The organism is Branchiibius sp. NY16-3462-2 (assembly GCF_001594145.1).
Classification (GTDB): Bacteria; Actinomycetota; Actinomycetes; order Actinomycetales; family Dermatophilaceae; genus Branchiibius.
In genome coordinates this window covers 272,329-285,406 of record NZ_LVCF01000035.1, presented here as the reverse complement: position 1 = coordinate 285,406, position 13,078 = coordinate 272,329, and the positions used below count along the sequence as shown (strand labels likewise).

Genomic DNA, 13,078 nt, shown 5'->3' with positions numbered 1-13,078 from the left:
ATCCCACCCCGGGCCCCGGACGCGCCGTACTACCCTGCGTGCGTGATCAAGTGGCGTCAGGGAACCGTTGAGACGGTCGAAGAGTTGTGGTCCGGTGCGTGTCAGGTGCAGGCGCGGGTGGGTCAGGAGTTGGTGCCGGCGATCGCCTACGTGACGCTCACCGGGCGCCCGAACGTCGGCGACCGGGTCCTGCTGAACGTCACGGCACTGGAGAAGGGTCTGGGCACCGGAGGTCTCGCGCTGGTCGTCGCCACACCCGACCGGTTGCCCAGCGATCCCGCGTTCACCCAGGGCCACGTCGTCAAGGCCCGCTACACCCCGTTGCAGGACATGGTCCTGGGGGTCGATGAGCAGGACAGTCCGCATCACCAGGTCCTGGCCGACGCGGACTCGATCGACGGGATGCCGGTCATCGCCGCCGACCTGCATTCCTCGGTGCCGGCCATCATCGCCGGGCTGCGCGCGCAGAAGCCGGACGCGAAGGTCGTCTACGTGATGACCGACGGTGGTGCGTTGCCGCTGGCGTTCTCGCGCAACGTCGCCGGACTGCGCCGGGCCAACTGGCTGACCGGCGCGATCACCGTGGGCCAGGCCTTCGGCGGCACCCTGGAGGCGGTCAACGTGCACACCGGTCTGCTGGCGGCCCGCCTCGTGCTGGGCGCTGACGTGGCCGTGGTCAGTCAGGGTCCGGGCAACCTGGGCACCGGGACGAGGTGGGGGTTCTCCGGGACCTCAGCCGGCGAGACGCTCAACGCCGCGCACACCCTGGGTGGCCGTGCCGTTGCTGCCCTGCGCGTGTCGGAGGCTGACGAGCGACCCCGCCACCGTGGTCTGTCCCATCACAGTCGTACGGCGTACGGCCGGGTCGCGCTGGTCCCCGCCGATGTGCCGATCGCCAGCATCGACTCCGATTTCGGCCGGTCGCTGTCGGAGCAGGTCGACGAACTCATCGCCAGCACCGACGGCCGGCTGCGCCGGGTCGACGTCGATGTCACCGATATGCGCGCGGTCCTCGACGAGGCGCCGGTGCTGATGCAGTCCATGGGCCGCGGACTCGCGCAGGACGAAGCCGCGTTCCTGGTCGCTGCTGCGGCGGGCAAGCACGTCGCCAGCCTGCTGTAGCCTGCGCCGACCGTTGCCCCCGCACATTTGACCCCCAACATTTGGAACGGGATGCACCCGAAACCAGCTGTTTCGCGTGCATCCCGTTCCAAAAGTGCTGAGGCTCAGCGCAGACCGAAGGCCGATCCCGCACCGGGCTTGTCGGCGCTGACCAGGTCGACCACGAAGATCAGGGTCTCGCCCGGGCCGATGGCGTTGCCAGCCCCGCGATCGCCGTACGCCAGGTCGGCAGGGATGGTCAGCTTGCGCCGCCCGCCCACCTTCATCCCCAGGATGCCGGTGTCCCAGCCCTGGATGACCTGACCGACGCCCACCTGGAAGCGCAGCGGCGCGCCCCTGTTCCAGGAGGAGTCGAACTCCTCACCGGTGGACCAGGCGACACCGACGTAGTGCGCCTGGATCGTGTCGCCGGCCTGTGCTTCGCGGCCGTCACCGACGGTGATGTCCTCGATGACCAGATCGGTCGGCGGCTCGTCCCCGGGGAAGTCGATCTCCGGTTTGACGTTCGGGTCGTGGGCCATGCGTTACTCCTTACGTGGTGACGGGTGGGCTCAGGCTCAGGTGATGCCTCAGGGGACGGCTCAGGTGATCGCGAGGATGTCGACCACGAACACCAGGGTGTCGGTGCCCTTGATGCTGGCCTGCGTGTTGCCGGCGGTGCCGTAGCCGTCGGCCGGGGGCACGACCAGCAGCACGCGGCTGCCGACGGTCTTACCTTCCAGACCCTTGACCCAGCCACTGATCAGCTGACCGGGGACCAGCTGGAAGGTCGTCGGCTGTCCACCCTGCTTGGCGGTCGAGTCGAACGCGGTGCCCTTCTTGCCGTTGGCCCAGATCACGCCGGTGTAGCTGACCATGACCGTGTCACCCTCGGCCACCTTGGCACCCTTGCCGGTGATCAGATCCTGGCTGACCAGCGTCTTGGGCGGGTTGGCGTTGGGCATGGTGATCGTGGCTTCCTTGCCCTTTCCGGCAGGGACGCTCACGGTGGGCAGACCTGCCTTCGGGGCCACCGGGGTGCCGGTCGCCTCAGTCAGCGGCTGCGTGGCGCTGATGACGTCCATGTAGAAGACCATCGTGTCGTTCTCGGTGATGCCCAGGCTCTTCTGACCGTCGCAGCCGAACGCCTCAGCCGGGGGTACGGCGATCGTCAGCGTGCTGCCGACCTTCTGACCGATCAGAGCCTTGGACAACCCCTTCACCAAGGTGGTGTCGGTCAGGTCGAAGACCACGGGCTTGGTGGCGAAGGTGTTGGCGGCTTCCTTGCCGGAGGTGCCGTTGACCAGGGTGTAGTTGACCGTTGCCAGGTCCTTGTTGGTCAGGGTCGCACCGGTGCCGGCTTTGATGACGTTGGTCTCGGTCTTGGCCACCTTGAACGGCTTCTTGGCCAGTGTCACGGCCGGCTTCTTGGCGTCCTTCGCGTCGACGGTGACCGTCGACAGGCTGGACACCTCAGCGGCGGACGCGGTCGGCGGCGCCGTGCAGGTCGCGGTCGAAGAGGCCTTGGAACCGCTTGCCGACGAGGTGGAACTGTCGCTCCCGCAGGCGGTGAGCAGGAGCAGGGGCAGGGTGCCGGCGGCGGCCAGGCGCAGAGTGCGGCGCACGAATGCAAACCTCAATGTTGAACGGGGAATGGTCGGCTCACCATAACCCGGCGAGTTAGGAGCGCTTCACATCCCGTCGATCAGGCGCTGCACCCGGGCGTCCACCGCGACGAACGGATCCTTGACCAGGACCGTGCGCTGCGCCTGGTCGTTCAGCTTCAGGTGCACCCAGTCGACAGTGAAGTCGCGCCGACCGGCCTGCGCAGCGCGGATGAAGTCCCCGCGCAGCTTGGCCCGGGTGGTCTGGGGCGGTCGCGTCTTGGCCTCGAACACCTCGACGTCGGTGCTGACCCGGGCCGCCCGCCCGCTGCGCTGCAGCAGGTAGAACAGTCCGCGGCGGCGGTTGATGTCGTGATAGGTCAGGTCCAGTTGCAACATGCGCGGATCGTCCAGCGACAACCCGTGCTTGGTGGAGTACCTGTCCAGCAAGGTGTGCTTGATGACCCAGTCGATCTCGGTGTCGACCAGGCTCAGATCCCCGGTGTCGACGGCGTGCAGGGTGCGTTCCCACAGGTCCATGACCCGTTTGGTCTGGGCGTCGACCAGCCCGTGCTGGTCCACGAACGCCTTGGCGCGCTCGAAGTACTCACCCTGGATCTGCAGCGCCGACATCTCCTTGCCGTTGGCCAGCCGGACCTCGGTGCGACCGGTGATGTCATGGCTGATGTCGCGGATCGCGCGGATCGGGTTCTCCAGGCTGAGGTCGCGCAGCGCAACGCCTTCCTCGATCATCCGCAGCACGAGGTCCGCCGAACCCAGTTTGAGCATCGTCGTGGTCTCGCTCATGTTGCTGTCACCCACGATGACGTGCAGCCGGCGATAGCGTTCGGCGTCCGCGTGCGGTTCGTCGCGGGTGTTGATGATCGGCCGTGACCGCGTCGTGGCGCTCGACACGCCTTCCCAGATGTGGTCGGCACGTTGGCTGACGCAGTACGTCGGGCGGTGGCCCAGCAATGCGATCTTGCCTGCGCCACAGGTGATCTGACGGCTCACCAGGAACGGGATCAGGTGGTCGGAGATCCGCTGGAACTCCCCCTGGCGGCCCACCAGGTAGTTCTCGTGGCAGCCGTAGGAGTTGCCCGCCGAGTCGGTGTTGTTCTTGAAGACGTAGATCTGCCCCTCGATACCTTCCTCGGCGAGGCGCAACTGCGCGTCCTCGACCAGGCCCTCGACGATGCGCTCACCGGCCTTGTCGTGGATGACCGCTTCGCGCACGTCATCACATTCGGGCGTTGCGTACTCGGGGTGGCTGCCCACGTCCAGGTAGAGCCGCGAACCGTTGGACAGGAAGACGTTGCTCGACCGCCCCCAGGAGACGACCTTGCGGAAGAGATAGCGCGCGACCTCGTCCGGCGTGAGCCGACGCTGCCCCTCGAAGGTGCACGTCACGCCGTACTCGTTCTCGATCCCGAAGATCCGACGGTCCATGCACCAACAGTAGTCGCGCAGGGCCCTCCTGCCTGGTTGGCTGGCGGGATGGACCTGTTGGTGTTGGGCGGTACGGCGTGGCTCGGCTCACAGGTGGTGCGCACCGCCGTCGATCACGGCCACACGGTGACGGTCATGGCCCGTGGTCAGTCGGGGCCACCGCCGCCCGGTGTCCGGTTCGTCCGCGGCGACCGCGCCCGGGTCGAGGCCTATCCGCAGGGCCGGTTCGATGCCGTCATCGACGTGGCCCGCGATCCCGCACTGGTCACGACTGCGCTCGACGCGCTCAGCGATCAGGTGGGTCATTGGCTGTTCGTGTCGTCGTGTTCGGTGTACGCCGATCAATCCCACCCGGCTACCGACGAACACGCCGCGCTGCTGCCCGCGTCGGTGGGTGACTACACCGATGAGCAGTACGGCGAGGCGAAAGTCCGCTGCGAGGAGCTGGTTCGCGGGCGGCTGGGTGCCGACCGTTGTTTCATCGCTCGCAGCGGACTGATCGCCGGTCCCGGTGACAGCACCGACCGCACGGGCTACTGGCCGCTGCGGTTCGCCCATCCCGCCACCGACGACGGTGCCGTGCTGGTCCCCGATGCGCCGGACCAACCGGTGCAGTGGATCGACGTGCGTGACCTGGCGGACTGGCTGGTCGCGGCGGCCGACGCTGCGACCTCCGGCATCTTCGACGCGGCCGGTCAGTCCATCCCGTTCGCGGAGTATCTGGCGAGCGTCCGATCGGTCGTCGGACACTCCGGCCCGGTCGTTCCTGCCGCACCCGGGTGGCTCGAAGCGCACGACGTCAACCCCTGGTCCGGGCCACGGTCACTGCCGATCTGGCTACCGCAGGAGTACGCCGGCATGCTCGGGCGGCGCTGTGAGCGGGCCGTCGAAGCGGGCCTGACTACCCGGCCGTTGGAGCAGACCGTCACCGACGAGCTGGCCTGGGAACTGCGGACCGGGCCGGGGCGCGTCCGCCGCGCCGGCCTGTCCCCCGATGACGAACGTGAGCTGATCAGCGCCGCGGTCGCGTGATCACACCGGTACGTCGATCCAGTCCCGGCCGGTCGGCACCGCTGCGTGTGCGCCGGCGGTGAGCCCGGCGATTAGTTCCGGCAGGTGCCGAGCGCTGATCGGACCGGCGGCCAGGTGCAGGACCGCGTCGTCGCGATAACTGGTGCCCAGCACCTGCAGATCCGGCCGGTCCAGCGCCGCCGCACGAAGTCCCGCCTCGACCCGACCGGCCTCCGCGTGCGGCACCGCCAGGTCGAAGAGTTCCACCGGCTCGCGGCGCACCCGCTGACCATCGCCGTCCAGGGCGGCCTGCACCGCGTCGGCGTACGCGCGGGCGAGTCCACCGGTGCCGAGCAGCGTGCCGCCGAAGTACCGCGTGACCACGGCGACGACGTCTGACAGCCCGGCGCTGCGCAGCACCTGCAGCATGGGTGCGCCGGCGGTGCCGGAGGGTTCCCCGTCGTCGTTGCTGCGCTCGGTGCGCGGATCGGGCCCGAGGACGAACGCGCTGCAATGGTGCCGCGCATCCGGGTACGCCGAGCGGCGGCTGGCGATGACTGCCCGGGCGCCCGACTCGTCCCCCACCCGGGTGACCTGCGCGAGGAACCGCGAGCGGCGTACCTCGGTCTCGGCGGTGAGGTCACGCCCCGCCGGAAGGGTCAGGTAGCCGGCCATCAGGCCAGCGAGGATACCCATGCATCGTGCAGCGCGGCGTACTCCCCCTCACCGCTGGCGACCAACTGGGCCGGGGACCCGTCCTGCAGGATCCGGCCGTGCTCGAGCACCAGGACCCGGTCGGCGACCTCGACGGTCGAGAGCCGGTGGGCGATGATCAGCGCCGTCCGATCGGCCAGGACGGTCTCCAGCGCGCGTTGCACGAGCCGTTCGCTGGGGATGTCCAGGGAGGAGGTGGCTTCGTCCAGGATCAACACAGCGGGGTCGGCGAGGAAGGCGCGCGCGAACGCCACCAGTTGCCGCTGACCGGCGGACAGGCGCCCACCCCGTTTGGCCACGTTGGTGTTGTAACCCTCCGGTAGTTCGTTGATGAAGCGATCGGCGCCGACCGCCTCGGCGGCAGCGCGCACCTGCTCATCGCTGGCTCCGGGTCGCCCGAACCGGATGTTGTCGGCGATGCTGCCCTCGAACTGGAAGTTCTCCTGGGTCACCATCACCACGTGCTGGCGCAGTTCTTCCTGCGCCATATCCCGCAGATCCACACCGTCGAGCCGGACGGTGCCATCGGTGGGGTCATAGAAGCGGGCCATGAGTTTGGCGATGGTGGTCTTGCCCGCACCAGTGGTGCCCACCAGAGCGACGGTCTGGCCGGCCGGGATGTGCAGCTCCAGGCCGGGCAGGACCGGCCGCCCCTCGACGTACTCGAACTTCACGTGGTCGAAATCAACTGCGCCGCGGACCTTTTCGGGCCGGACCGGCTCCGCGGGGTTCTGGATGGCGGGCACCTCGGCGAGCACACCGGCCAGCTTCTCCAGCGCCGACGACGCGGACTGGAAGGTGTTGTAGAACTGCGTGATCTCCTGCATGGGTTCGAAGAACATCCGCAGGTAGAGCAGGAACGCGGTCAGGACACCGATGGTCATGTCGCCCTCGAGCACCCGGTAACCGCCGTAGAGCAGCACCATTCCGGTGGTGAGGTTGCCGACCAGTTTGACCGCCGGCATGAAGATGGCGACCAGGCGGAAGGTGCGCTCGTTCACCACCCGGTAGCGGTCGGCGACGTCGTCGAAGATCTCCTGGTTGCGGGCCTGGCGACGGTAGGCCTGCACCGCCTGGATCCCGGTCATGGTTTCGACGAACTGCACGATGACCAGGGCCGCGTTCTCCCGCACGCCACGGTAGGTAATCGCGGACTCACGGCGGAACCACATTGCGAGCACGACCAGGAACGGGAAGCTGATCAGGCACATCAGACCCAGCTTCACGTCCAGCACGATCAGCAGTGCGGCGGTGCCGAAGAGGGTGAGCACCGCGGTGATCAACCCATCGAAGCCGTTCTCCAGCATCTCCTGGATGGCTTCGACGTCATTGGTCGAGCGGGACACCACCCGGCCGGAGGTGTAGCGGTCGTGGAAGGCGACGTCGAGCGCCTGGAAGTGCCGGAAGACCCGACGGCGCAGGTCGAGCAGCGCGTTCTGGCCGATGAATCCCGAGCGCCGCAGGAAGAACATCCGGGTGATCGCCTGGATCGTCACGACGACGCACAGCGCGACCACGACCTGCAGCAGCGGCCCGGCGCTGCCGTCCCGCAGCAGGGGCGGCACGCCATGGTCGATGCCGCGCTGGACCAGGATCGGCACCGACAACCGGGCGGCGTTCTCCACGACCACGACCAGCGCGAGGACCAGGATCATCCACCGGTAGGGCCGTAGTAGCGACCACAGCAGTTCGCGCGCTTCACGCCCGCGGGGAATGCTCTCGTCGATCGGGGTCTGGTCGGGGCGCTCCTCGAAGCGTCCGCGCCAGCTCGGATCGGTGGCGGGCGCGTCGCTCGCGGTCGTCGTCACGACAACACCTCCGCGAACTCTTCGCGATCTTCGTCCTGGTCCATCTCCGCGCTGAGCAGATACCGGTAGGCCGGAACGTTCGCGAGCAACTCGCTGTGCGTGCCTACGTGGGTGATGGTGCCTCGTTCGAGCAGGGCGACCTTGTCCGCCAACAGCACGGTGGAGGCCCGGTGGGCGACCACGATGCCGGTGACGTCGTGCAGCACCCGGCCCAGCGCCTCCTCCACCTTGGCCTCGGTGTGTACGTCGAGTGCGGACAACGTGTCATCCAGCACCAGCACCCGGGGTCGGGTCAGGACGGCGCGGGCCAGGGACAGTCGCTGGCGCTGCCCGCCGGACAGGCTCATCCCCTGTTCGCCGATGCGGGTGTCCAGGCCGTAGGGCAGGTCGTGCACGAAGTGTGCCTGGGCCACCTCGATGGCCTCCTGGACATGGTCCGGATCGGCCCCCGGATTACCCAGGGTGAGGTTCTCCAGCACCGACATCGAGAACAACGTGGGGTCCTCGAACGCAGTCGCCACCGTGCTGCGCAGGTCGGGCAGACTCATCTCGCGGATGTCCACGCCGTCGATGCGGATCGAACCCTCACTGACGTCGTGCAGCCGCGGAATCAACGCTGTGAGAATGGATTTCCCTGATCCGGTCGAACCCACCAGGGCAACTGTCTCCCCTGGCGCCACGTCGAGATTGACGTGCCGCAAGGCCCATTCCCCATCCGGTGGTGTGTCGTCGAAGCGGAAGCCGATATCGACCAGTTCCAGATGTCCGGTGCGCGGTTGGTGACCTGAGGTGCCGTCGGTGATGTCCATCGGGGCATCGAAGATCTCCACGATGCGGGTCGAGGCGGTCATCGCCTCCTGCGCCATCGACAGCAGGAAGCCCAGCGAGGAGATCGGCCACACCAGGGACAGCATCAGGGTGATGAAGGCGACCAGGGTGCCCAGCGTCAGCCGGTGCTGACCGGCGGCCGCCGCGCCAAGACCGAGCACCGCGATCAGGCTGAGGGTGGGAATGACCTCCAGCAGCGTCCAGAACTTCGCCTGGAGCTTCACCTTCTCCAACTGGATGCCGTAGAGCTCCGTAGCGCGGTCGTCGAAGCGTTCGAAGATGTGCTCCTCGCGGCCGAAGGACTTGATCACCCGGTTGCCGAGTGCTGCTTCCTCGACGGTGGTGGCCACGTGGCCGGCCTGGTCCTGCGCGGCCCGTGACAGCCGGATGAACTCGCGTTGGAAGTGCCAGATGACGGCCACGATGGGCACGACGCTGACAATGACCAGGACCCCGAGCGGCCAGTACATCGCCAACAGGATGCCGCTGACCACGATGATCTGGATGACGTTGAGCACCAGGAAGGTGAACCCGAAGCCGAGCAGTCGGCGCACCGTGGCCAGGTCATTCATCATCCGCGACAGCAACTGCCCGGACTGCCACTGGCTGTGGAAGGACATCGGCAGCACCTGCAGCCGGGCGTAGAGATCCTTGCGGATACCCGTCTCAGCACCCAGCGTCGCGCGGGACACCAGCCACCGGCGGACGAACCACAAAGTCGCCTCCAGGATCCCGAACGCCAGGGCCCCGCTGCCAAGCACCCACAGACCGTGCCGGTCCTTGTGCGCGATCGGGCCATCGATCACCGCTTTGGTGACCAGCGGGATTCCGATGGTCGCCACGAGGCTGAGGATCGCCGCGGTGAACATGGTGATCCAGCGGGCCCGGTAGGGACGCAGGTAGGGCAGGAGGCGGACCAGAGCGCTCCACGTGTGCGGCGTGGCGGGCGGTGGTGCGACCGCGGGTTGGTGATCCGGCATCGGCGAGCAGCCCCCACTTCTCCCCCAGCAGATCGTGCGGAGGGTGATGAGCCGCCGGGCAACTTCTTTGCCTGGCTAACTACTTGGCCATTATGCCCTGCGGCACCGACAGCCTCGAAACGCCGTGCGGCCCCGCCGGGTGTGACCCGTGGCTACTCCGGTTCGCTGAGGGTGTCGCGGGAGCCGGCGTGGGGTTCATCGGTCGCGGGCACGTCGTGCGTCGGGTCCGCGGGGTTGAGCAGCGCCTCCAGCAACGGCCCGGTCAACCGGCGGAACAACCGCCGCTCGCGATGCCGATCGAGTACGGCGACCTCCAGTTGGTCTGCGCCGAGCACCCGCGGGGAGCCGTTCTCGTCGTCGCCACCCAGCAGTCGCACGGTGAGGCGCAACACCGACCCCAGGTCCTGCCCGCTGCTCCACTCCTGCTCCAGACCGGTACCGATCCGCTCGGCAGCCCCGCCCATCGCGACGAAGCCGCGCTCGTCGCTGACCGAACCGTCGTAGGTCAACCGGTAGATCTGGTCCGCTTCCGCGGTCCGACCGACCTCGGCGACGACGAGTTCGATCTCGTACGGTTTGGACTCCTGGGTGAACACGGCGCCAAGGGTCTGCGCGTAGGCATTCGCCAGGCCACGCGCGGTGACATCGGCGCGGTCGTAGGAGTAGCCGCGCATGTCGGCGTACCGCACTCCGGCGACCCGAAGGTTCTCGAACTCGTTGTAGCGACCCACTGCCGCGAAGGCGATCCGGTCGTAGATCTCGCTGATCTTGTGCAGCGCGCGGCTCGGGTTCTCCGCGACGAAGGCGATTCCCCCGTCGTACGCGACGACGACCACGGACCGGCCACGGGCAATTCCCTTGCGCGCGAAGTCAGCCCGGTCCTTCATCAACTGCTCGGGCGAGACGTAGAACGGCATGCTCATGCGCCACCACCTCCCTGCGCGCGGCGGGCGCCCACAACGTCCTCGACCACCGACTCGAGTTGATCGGTCGTCAGGAACCGCACGCCGTTCAGGTCGAGCACCGCCAGGGTCGGGAAAATCCGCCGACCCAGATCGGGACCGCCGGTCGCGGAGTCATCGTCCGCCGCGTCGTACAGCGCTTCGACCGTCACCCGTACGGCGTCGGCCTCGTCCAGACCTGGGCGCCACAGCTTCTTCAGCGCGCCCCGGGCGAACAACGAGCCGGACCCCACGCTGTGATGGTCGTGCTCCTCATAGCAACCCCCGGTCACGTCGTAGGAGAAGATCCGCCCGACCGAGGTGTCCAGGTCGAACCCGGCGAACAACGGCACCACGGACAGGCCCTGCATGGCCATGCCCAGGTTGCCCCGGATCATCGAGGCCAACCGGTTGGCCTTGCCGTCGAGGGACAACAGGGCGCCCTCGATCTTCTCGTAGTGCTCCAACTCGACCTGGAACAACCGCACGAGTTCGATTGCGACACCCGCCGTCCCCGCGATGCCCACCGCGGAGTACTCGTCCGCGGCGTACACCTTGGTCATGTCGTGGTTGGCGATCAGGTTGCCCATCGTGGCGCGTCGGTCACCGGCGATGAGCACGCCACCGTCGAAGGTGACCGCGACGATCGTCGTGCCGTGCGGTGCCTCCAGCGTGGTGCCCGGTGGCAACGTGCGGGCCGAGGGCATCAGCTGCGGTGCGTAATGGGACAGGAACTCACTGAACGACGACGACCCGGTGCGGGTGAACTCCAGCGGCAGCCGGCCATCATCGCGGACGTCTCCAGCGCTCACTGGCCGCCCTTCTGGACGAAGCCACGCACGAATTCCTCGGCGTTGCTCTCCAGGACGCTGTCGATCTCATCCAGGACGTCGTCGATGTCGGCGTCCAGTTCGGCCTTGTTGGCCTGGGCGACGGGGGTGGGCTCCGGTGCGTCGTCGGCCGGATCGCCGTCGCGGCGCTGTGTGCTCTTGTGCTCCTGGCTGGGCATCGTTAGGCCCCTTTCGGGAGGTGGGACGTCGTGGTGCCCACCCTATGTCGTGGGACCGACAGGATCGCGGCTTTTACCCCCGCGTGGTCATCGCCCGGTGTCGGTGGGCGGCAGCGCTTCCAGGGACCGCAGCAGATCCTGCGCGGTCGCCGACTCCTCGAGCAACTGGCCGACGTGCGCGCGCGTGCCGCGTTCCGGTTCCAGGGTCGGCACCCGTTGCAGGCTGCTCTGGCCGGGAATGTCGAAGATGACCGAGTCCCAGGACGCGGCGGCCACCTCGCGCGGAAACTTGGTCAGGCACATGCCGCGGAAGTAGGCGCGGGTGTCCGAGGGGGGCGCGGTGACCGCGTGCTGGACGTCTTCCGCGCTGACCAACTCATCGAACCGTCCGGCGGCGGCCAACCGGTGGAAAAGTCCCTTGTCGGGACGTACGTCGGACCACTGGATGTCGATCTGGCGCAGCTTCGGGTTGCCCCAGTCCAGGCCGTCGCGAGCCCGATAGCCCTCCAGCGTGGCCAGTTTCGCGACCCAGTCCACCTGCCGGGCGGCGTCCATCGGGTCCCGCTCGAGCGTGGTCAGCACCTGCTCCCAGTGCCGCATCACCTCAGCGGTGTCCTCGTCCACGTCGGAGCCGTACGTTGTGTCCAACCAGTCGGCGACGAGCTCGTGATAGCGCCAGAGCAGTTGGAGGGCGGTCATCTGCCGACCACCGGCCAGGGACACCTTTGTCTGCAGGGTCGGGTCGTGCGAGATCGCCTGGAGCGTCGCCACGGGTTTGTCGACGGTCAGGTCCTCGGTGATCGCCCCCGCCTCGATCAACGCCAGCACCAGCGAGGTGGTGCCCATCTTCAGCAGGTTCGCCACGTCGCAGTGGTTCGCGTCGCCCAGGATCACGTGCAACCGGCGGTACTTCTCGGTCGTCGCGTGCGGTTCGTCGCGGGTGTTGATGATCGGCCGCTTCAGGGTGGTCTCCAGGCCGACCTCGACCTCGAAGAAGTCCGAGCGCTGCGCCAACTGGAAGCCGGGCTTGCCCGACTCGACCCCGATGCCGACCCGGCCGGAACCGCACATGACCTGCCGCACCACGAAGAACGGGATCAAGTGTTTGACGATGTCGGCGAACGGTGTGGTGCGGCTCATCAGGTAGTTCTCGTGAGTGCCGTAGCTGGCGCCCTTGCCGTCGGTGTTGTTCTTGTAGAGGTTGACCCCGGGGGTGCCGGGCGCGGACAGCAACCGCACCGCACGGGCCATGACGACCTCGCCGGCCCGGTCGTAGGCCACGGCCGCGCGTGGCGTGGTGACCTCCGGTGAGCTGTACTCCGGGTGCGCATGGTCGACGTACAACCGGGCGCCGTTGGTGAGCACGACGTTGGCGAGGGTCGGGTCTTCCTCGTCGGTCAGCTGGCTGGGATCGGCGTGCACCCGGGAGATCTCGAATCCGCGCGCGTCGCGCAGCGGGGCTTCGTCCTCGTAGTCCCAGCCCGCGCGCGCCGCCCGCATGCCCTGGTCCGTGGCGTACGCCGTGACCACCCGCCCGGACAGGACCATCGGGTTGGCAGTCGGGTTGCCGGGCACCGAGATGCCGTACTCGGTCTCGATACCCATCACGCGGCGTACGGTCATGACCTCAGTC

At 67.9% G+C, this 13,078-nt stretch carries 12 protein-coding genes; 2 read left to right on the top strand and 10 right to left on the bottom strand.

What is annotated here, in order from left to right; all coding sequences use genetic code 11:
* Positions 1-42 precede the first annotated feature (42 nt).
* Positions 43-1,122 (top strand): DUF3866 family protein, encoded by a 1,080-nt coding sequence (locus tag AZH51_RS10765; RefSeq protein WP_291524080.1) that lies wholly within the window; start codon positions 43-45, stop codon positions 1,120-1,122.
* A 104-nt stretch (positions 1,123-1,226) separates the two neighbouring features.
* Here the strand turns inward: AZH51_RS10765 and AZH51_RS10760 are convergent, their stop codons facing one another.
* The 3 genes from AZH51_RS10760 to pafA all read right to left on the bottom strand — a co-directional run bounded on the left by AZH51_RS10760 (position 1,227) and on the right by pafA (position 4,154).
* Positions 1,227-1,643 (bottom strand): FKBP-type peptidyl-prolyl cis-trans isomerase, encoded by a 417-nt coding sequence (locus AZH51_RS10760; RefSeq protein WP_291524078.1) that lies wholly within the window; start codon positions 1,641-1,643, stop codon positions 1,227-1,229.
* Positions 1,644-1,703: 60 nt separating this feature from the next.
* Positions 1,704-2,726, bottom strand: coding sequence for an FKBP-type peptidyl-prolyl cis-trans isomerase (locus tag AZH51_RS10755; protein ID WP_291524076.1), 1,023 nt, complete (start codon positions 2,724-2,726; stop codon positions 1,704-1,706).
* Positions 2,727-2,792: 66 nt separating this feature from the next.
* A complete protein-coding gene (pafA, locus tag AZH51_RS10750; RefSeq protein WP_291524074.1) occupies positions 2,793-4,154 on the bottom strand; it encodes a Pup--protein ligase in 1,362 nt (453 codons plus the stop codon).
* A 48-nt stretch (positions 4,155-4,202) separates the two neighbouring features.
* Between pafA and AZH51_RS10745 the strand changes: the two genes are divergently transcribed.
* Positions 4,203-5,186 (top strand): NAD-dependent epimerase/dehydratase family protein, encoded by a 984-nt coding sequence (locus AZH51_RS10745; protein WP_291524072.1) that lies wholly within the window; start codon positions 4,203-4,205, stop codon positions 5,184-5,186.
* Here the strand turns inward: AZH51_RS10745 and AZH51_RS10740 are convergent, their stop codons facing one another.
* The 7 genes from AZH51_RS10740 to dop form a co-directional block, all read right to left on the bottom strand.
* Positions 5,187-5,861 (bottom strand): YigZ family protein, encoded by a 675-nt coding sequence (locus tag AZH51_RS10740; protein ID WP_291524070.1) that lies wholly within the window; start codon positions 5,859-5,861, stop codon positions 5,187-5,189.
* Positions 5,840-7,687: an ABC transporter ATP-binding protein gene (locus tag AZH51_RS10735; RefSeq protein ID WP_291524068.1), complete on the bottom strand. Its 1,848-nt coding sequence runs from the start codon at positions 7,685-7,687 to the stop codon at positions 5,840-5,842. The genes AZH51_RS10740 and AZH51_RS10735 overlap by 22 nt, the downstream gene beginning before the upstream one ends.
* Positions 7,684-9,495, bottom strand: a complete 1,812-nt coding sequence (locus AZH51_RS10730) for an ABC transporter ATP-binding protein (RefSeq protein ID WP_291524066.1) — start codon at positions 9,493-9,495, stop codon at positions 7,684-7,686. Before AZH51_RS10730 ends, AZH51_RS10735 begins: the two co-directional genes overlap by 4 nt.
* A gap of 152 nt (positions 9,496-9,647) precedes the next feature.
* Entirely contained in the window at positions 9,648-10,418 is a 771-nt protein-coding gene (gene prcA / locus AZH51_RS10725) for a proteasome subunit alpha (RefSeq protein ID WP_291524065.1), read from the bottom strand.
* On the bottom strand, positions 10,415-11,248 hold the full coding sequence (prcB, locus tag AZH51_RS10720) for a proteasome subunit beta (RefSeq protein ID WP_291524064.1): 834 nt from the start codon (positions 11,246-11,248) through the stop codon (positions 10,415-10,417). The genes prcA and prcB overlap by 4 nt, the downstream gene beginning before the upstream one ends.
* Complete coding sequence (locus AZH51_RS10715; protein ID WP_109684590.1) at positions 11,245-11,445, bottom strand: ubiquitin-like protein Pup; 201 nt, start codon at positions 11,443-11,445, stop codon at positions 11,245-11,247. The genes prcB and AZH51_RS10715 overlap by 4 nt, the downstream gene beginning before the upstream one ends.
* 87 nt (positions 11,446-11,532) lie before the next feature.
* The gene (gene dop / locus AZH51_RS10710) at positions 11,533-13,068 is read right to left on the bottom strand and encodes a depupylase/deamidase Dop (protein WP_291524060.1); all 1,536 of its coding nucleotides are present in this window, start codon (positions 13,066-13,068) and stop codon (positions 11,533-11,535) included.
* Between the last annotated feature and the right edge of the window lie 10 nt (positions 13,069-13,078).

Bases quoted from the DNA above. Each gene is read 5' to 3' on its own strand.
- AZH51_RS10760 (WP_291524078.1), bottom strand. From the start codon at position 1,643: ATGGCCCACGACCCGAACGTCAAACCGGAGATCGACTTCCCCGGGGAC.
- pafA (WP_291524074.1), bottom strand. From the start codon at position 4,154: ATGGACCGTCGGATCTTCGGGATCGAGAACGAGTACGGCGTGACGTGC.
- AZH51_RS10745 (WP_291524072.1), top strand. From the start codon at position 4,203: ATGGACCTGTTGGTGTTGGGCGGTACGGCGTGGCTCGGCTCACAGGTG.
- AZH51_RS10740 (WP_291524070.1), bottom strand. From the start codon at position 5,861: ATGGGTATCCTCGCTGGCCTGATGGCCGGCTACCTGACCCTTCCGGCG.
- AZH51_RS10730 (WP_291524066.1), bottom strand. From the start codon at position 9,495: ATGCCGGATCACCAACCCGCGGTCGCACCACCGCCCGCCACGCCGCAC.
- prcA (WP_291524065.1), bottom strand. From the start codon at position 10,418: ATGAGCATGCCGTTCTACGTCTCGCCCGAGCAGTTGATGAAGGACCGG.
- AZH51_RS10715 (WP_109684590.1), bottom strand. From the start codon at position 11,445: ATGCCCAGCCAGGAGCACAAGAGCACACAGCGCCGCGACGGCGATCCG.
- dop (WP_291524060.1), bottom strand. From the start codon at position 13,068: ATGACCGTACGCCGCGTGATGGGTATCGAGACCGAGTACGGCATCTCG.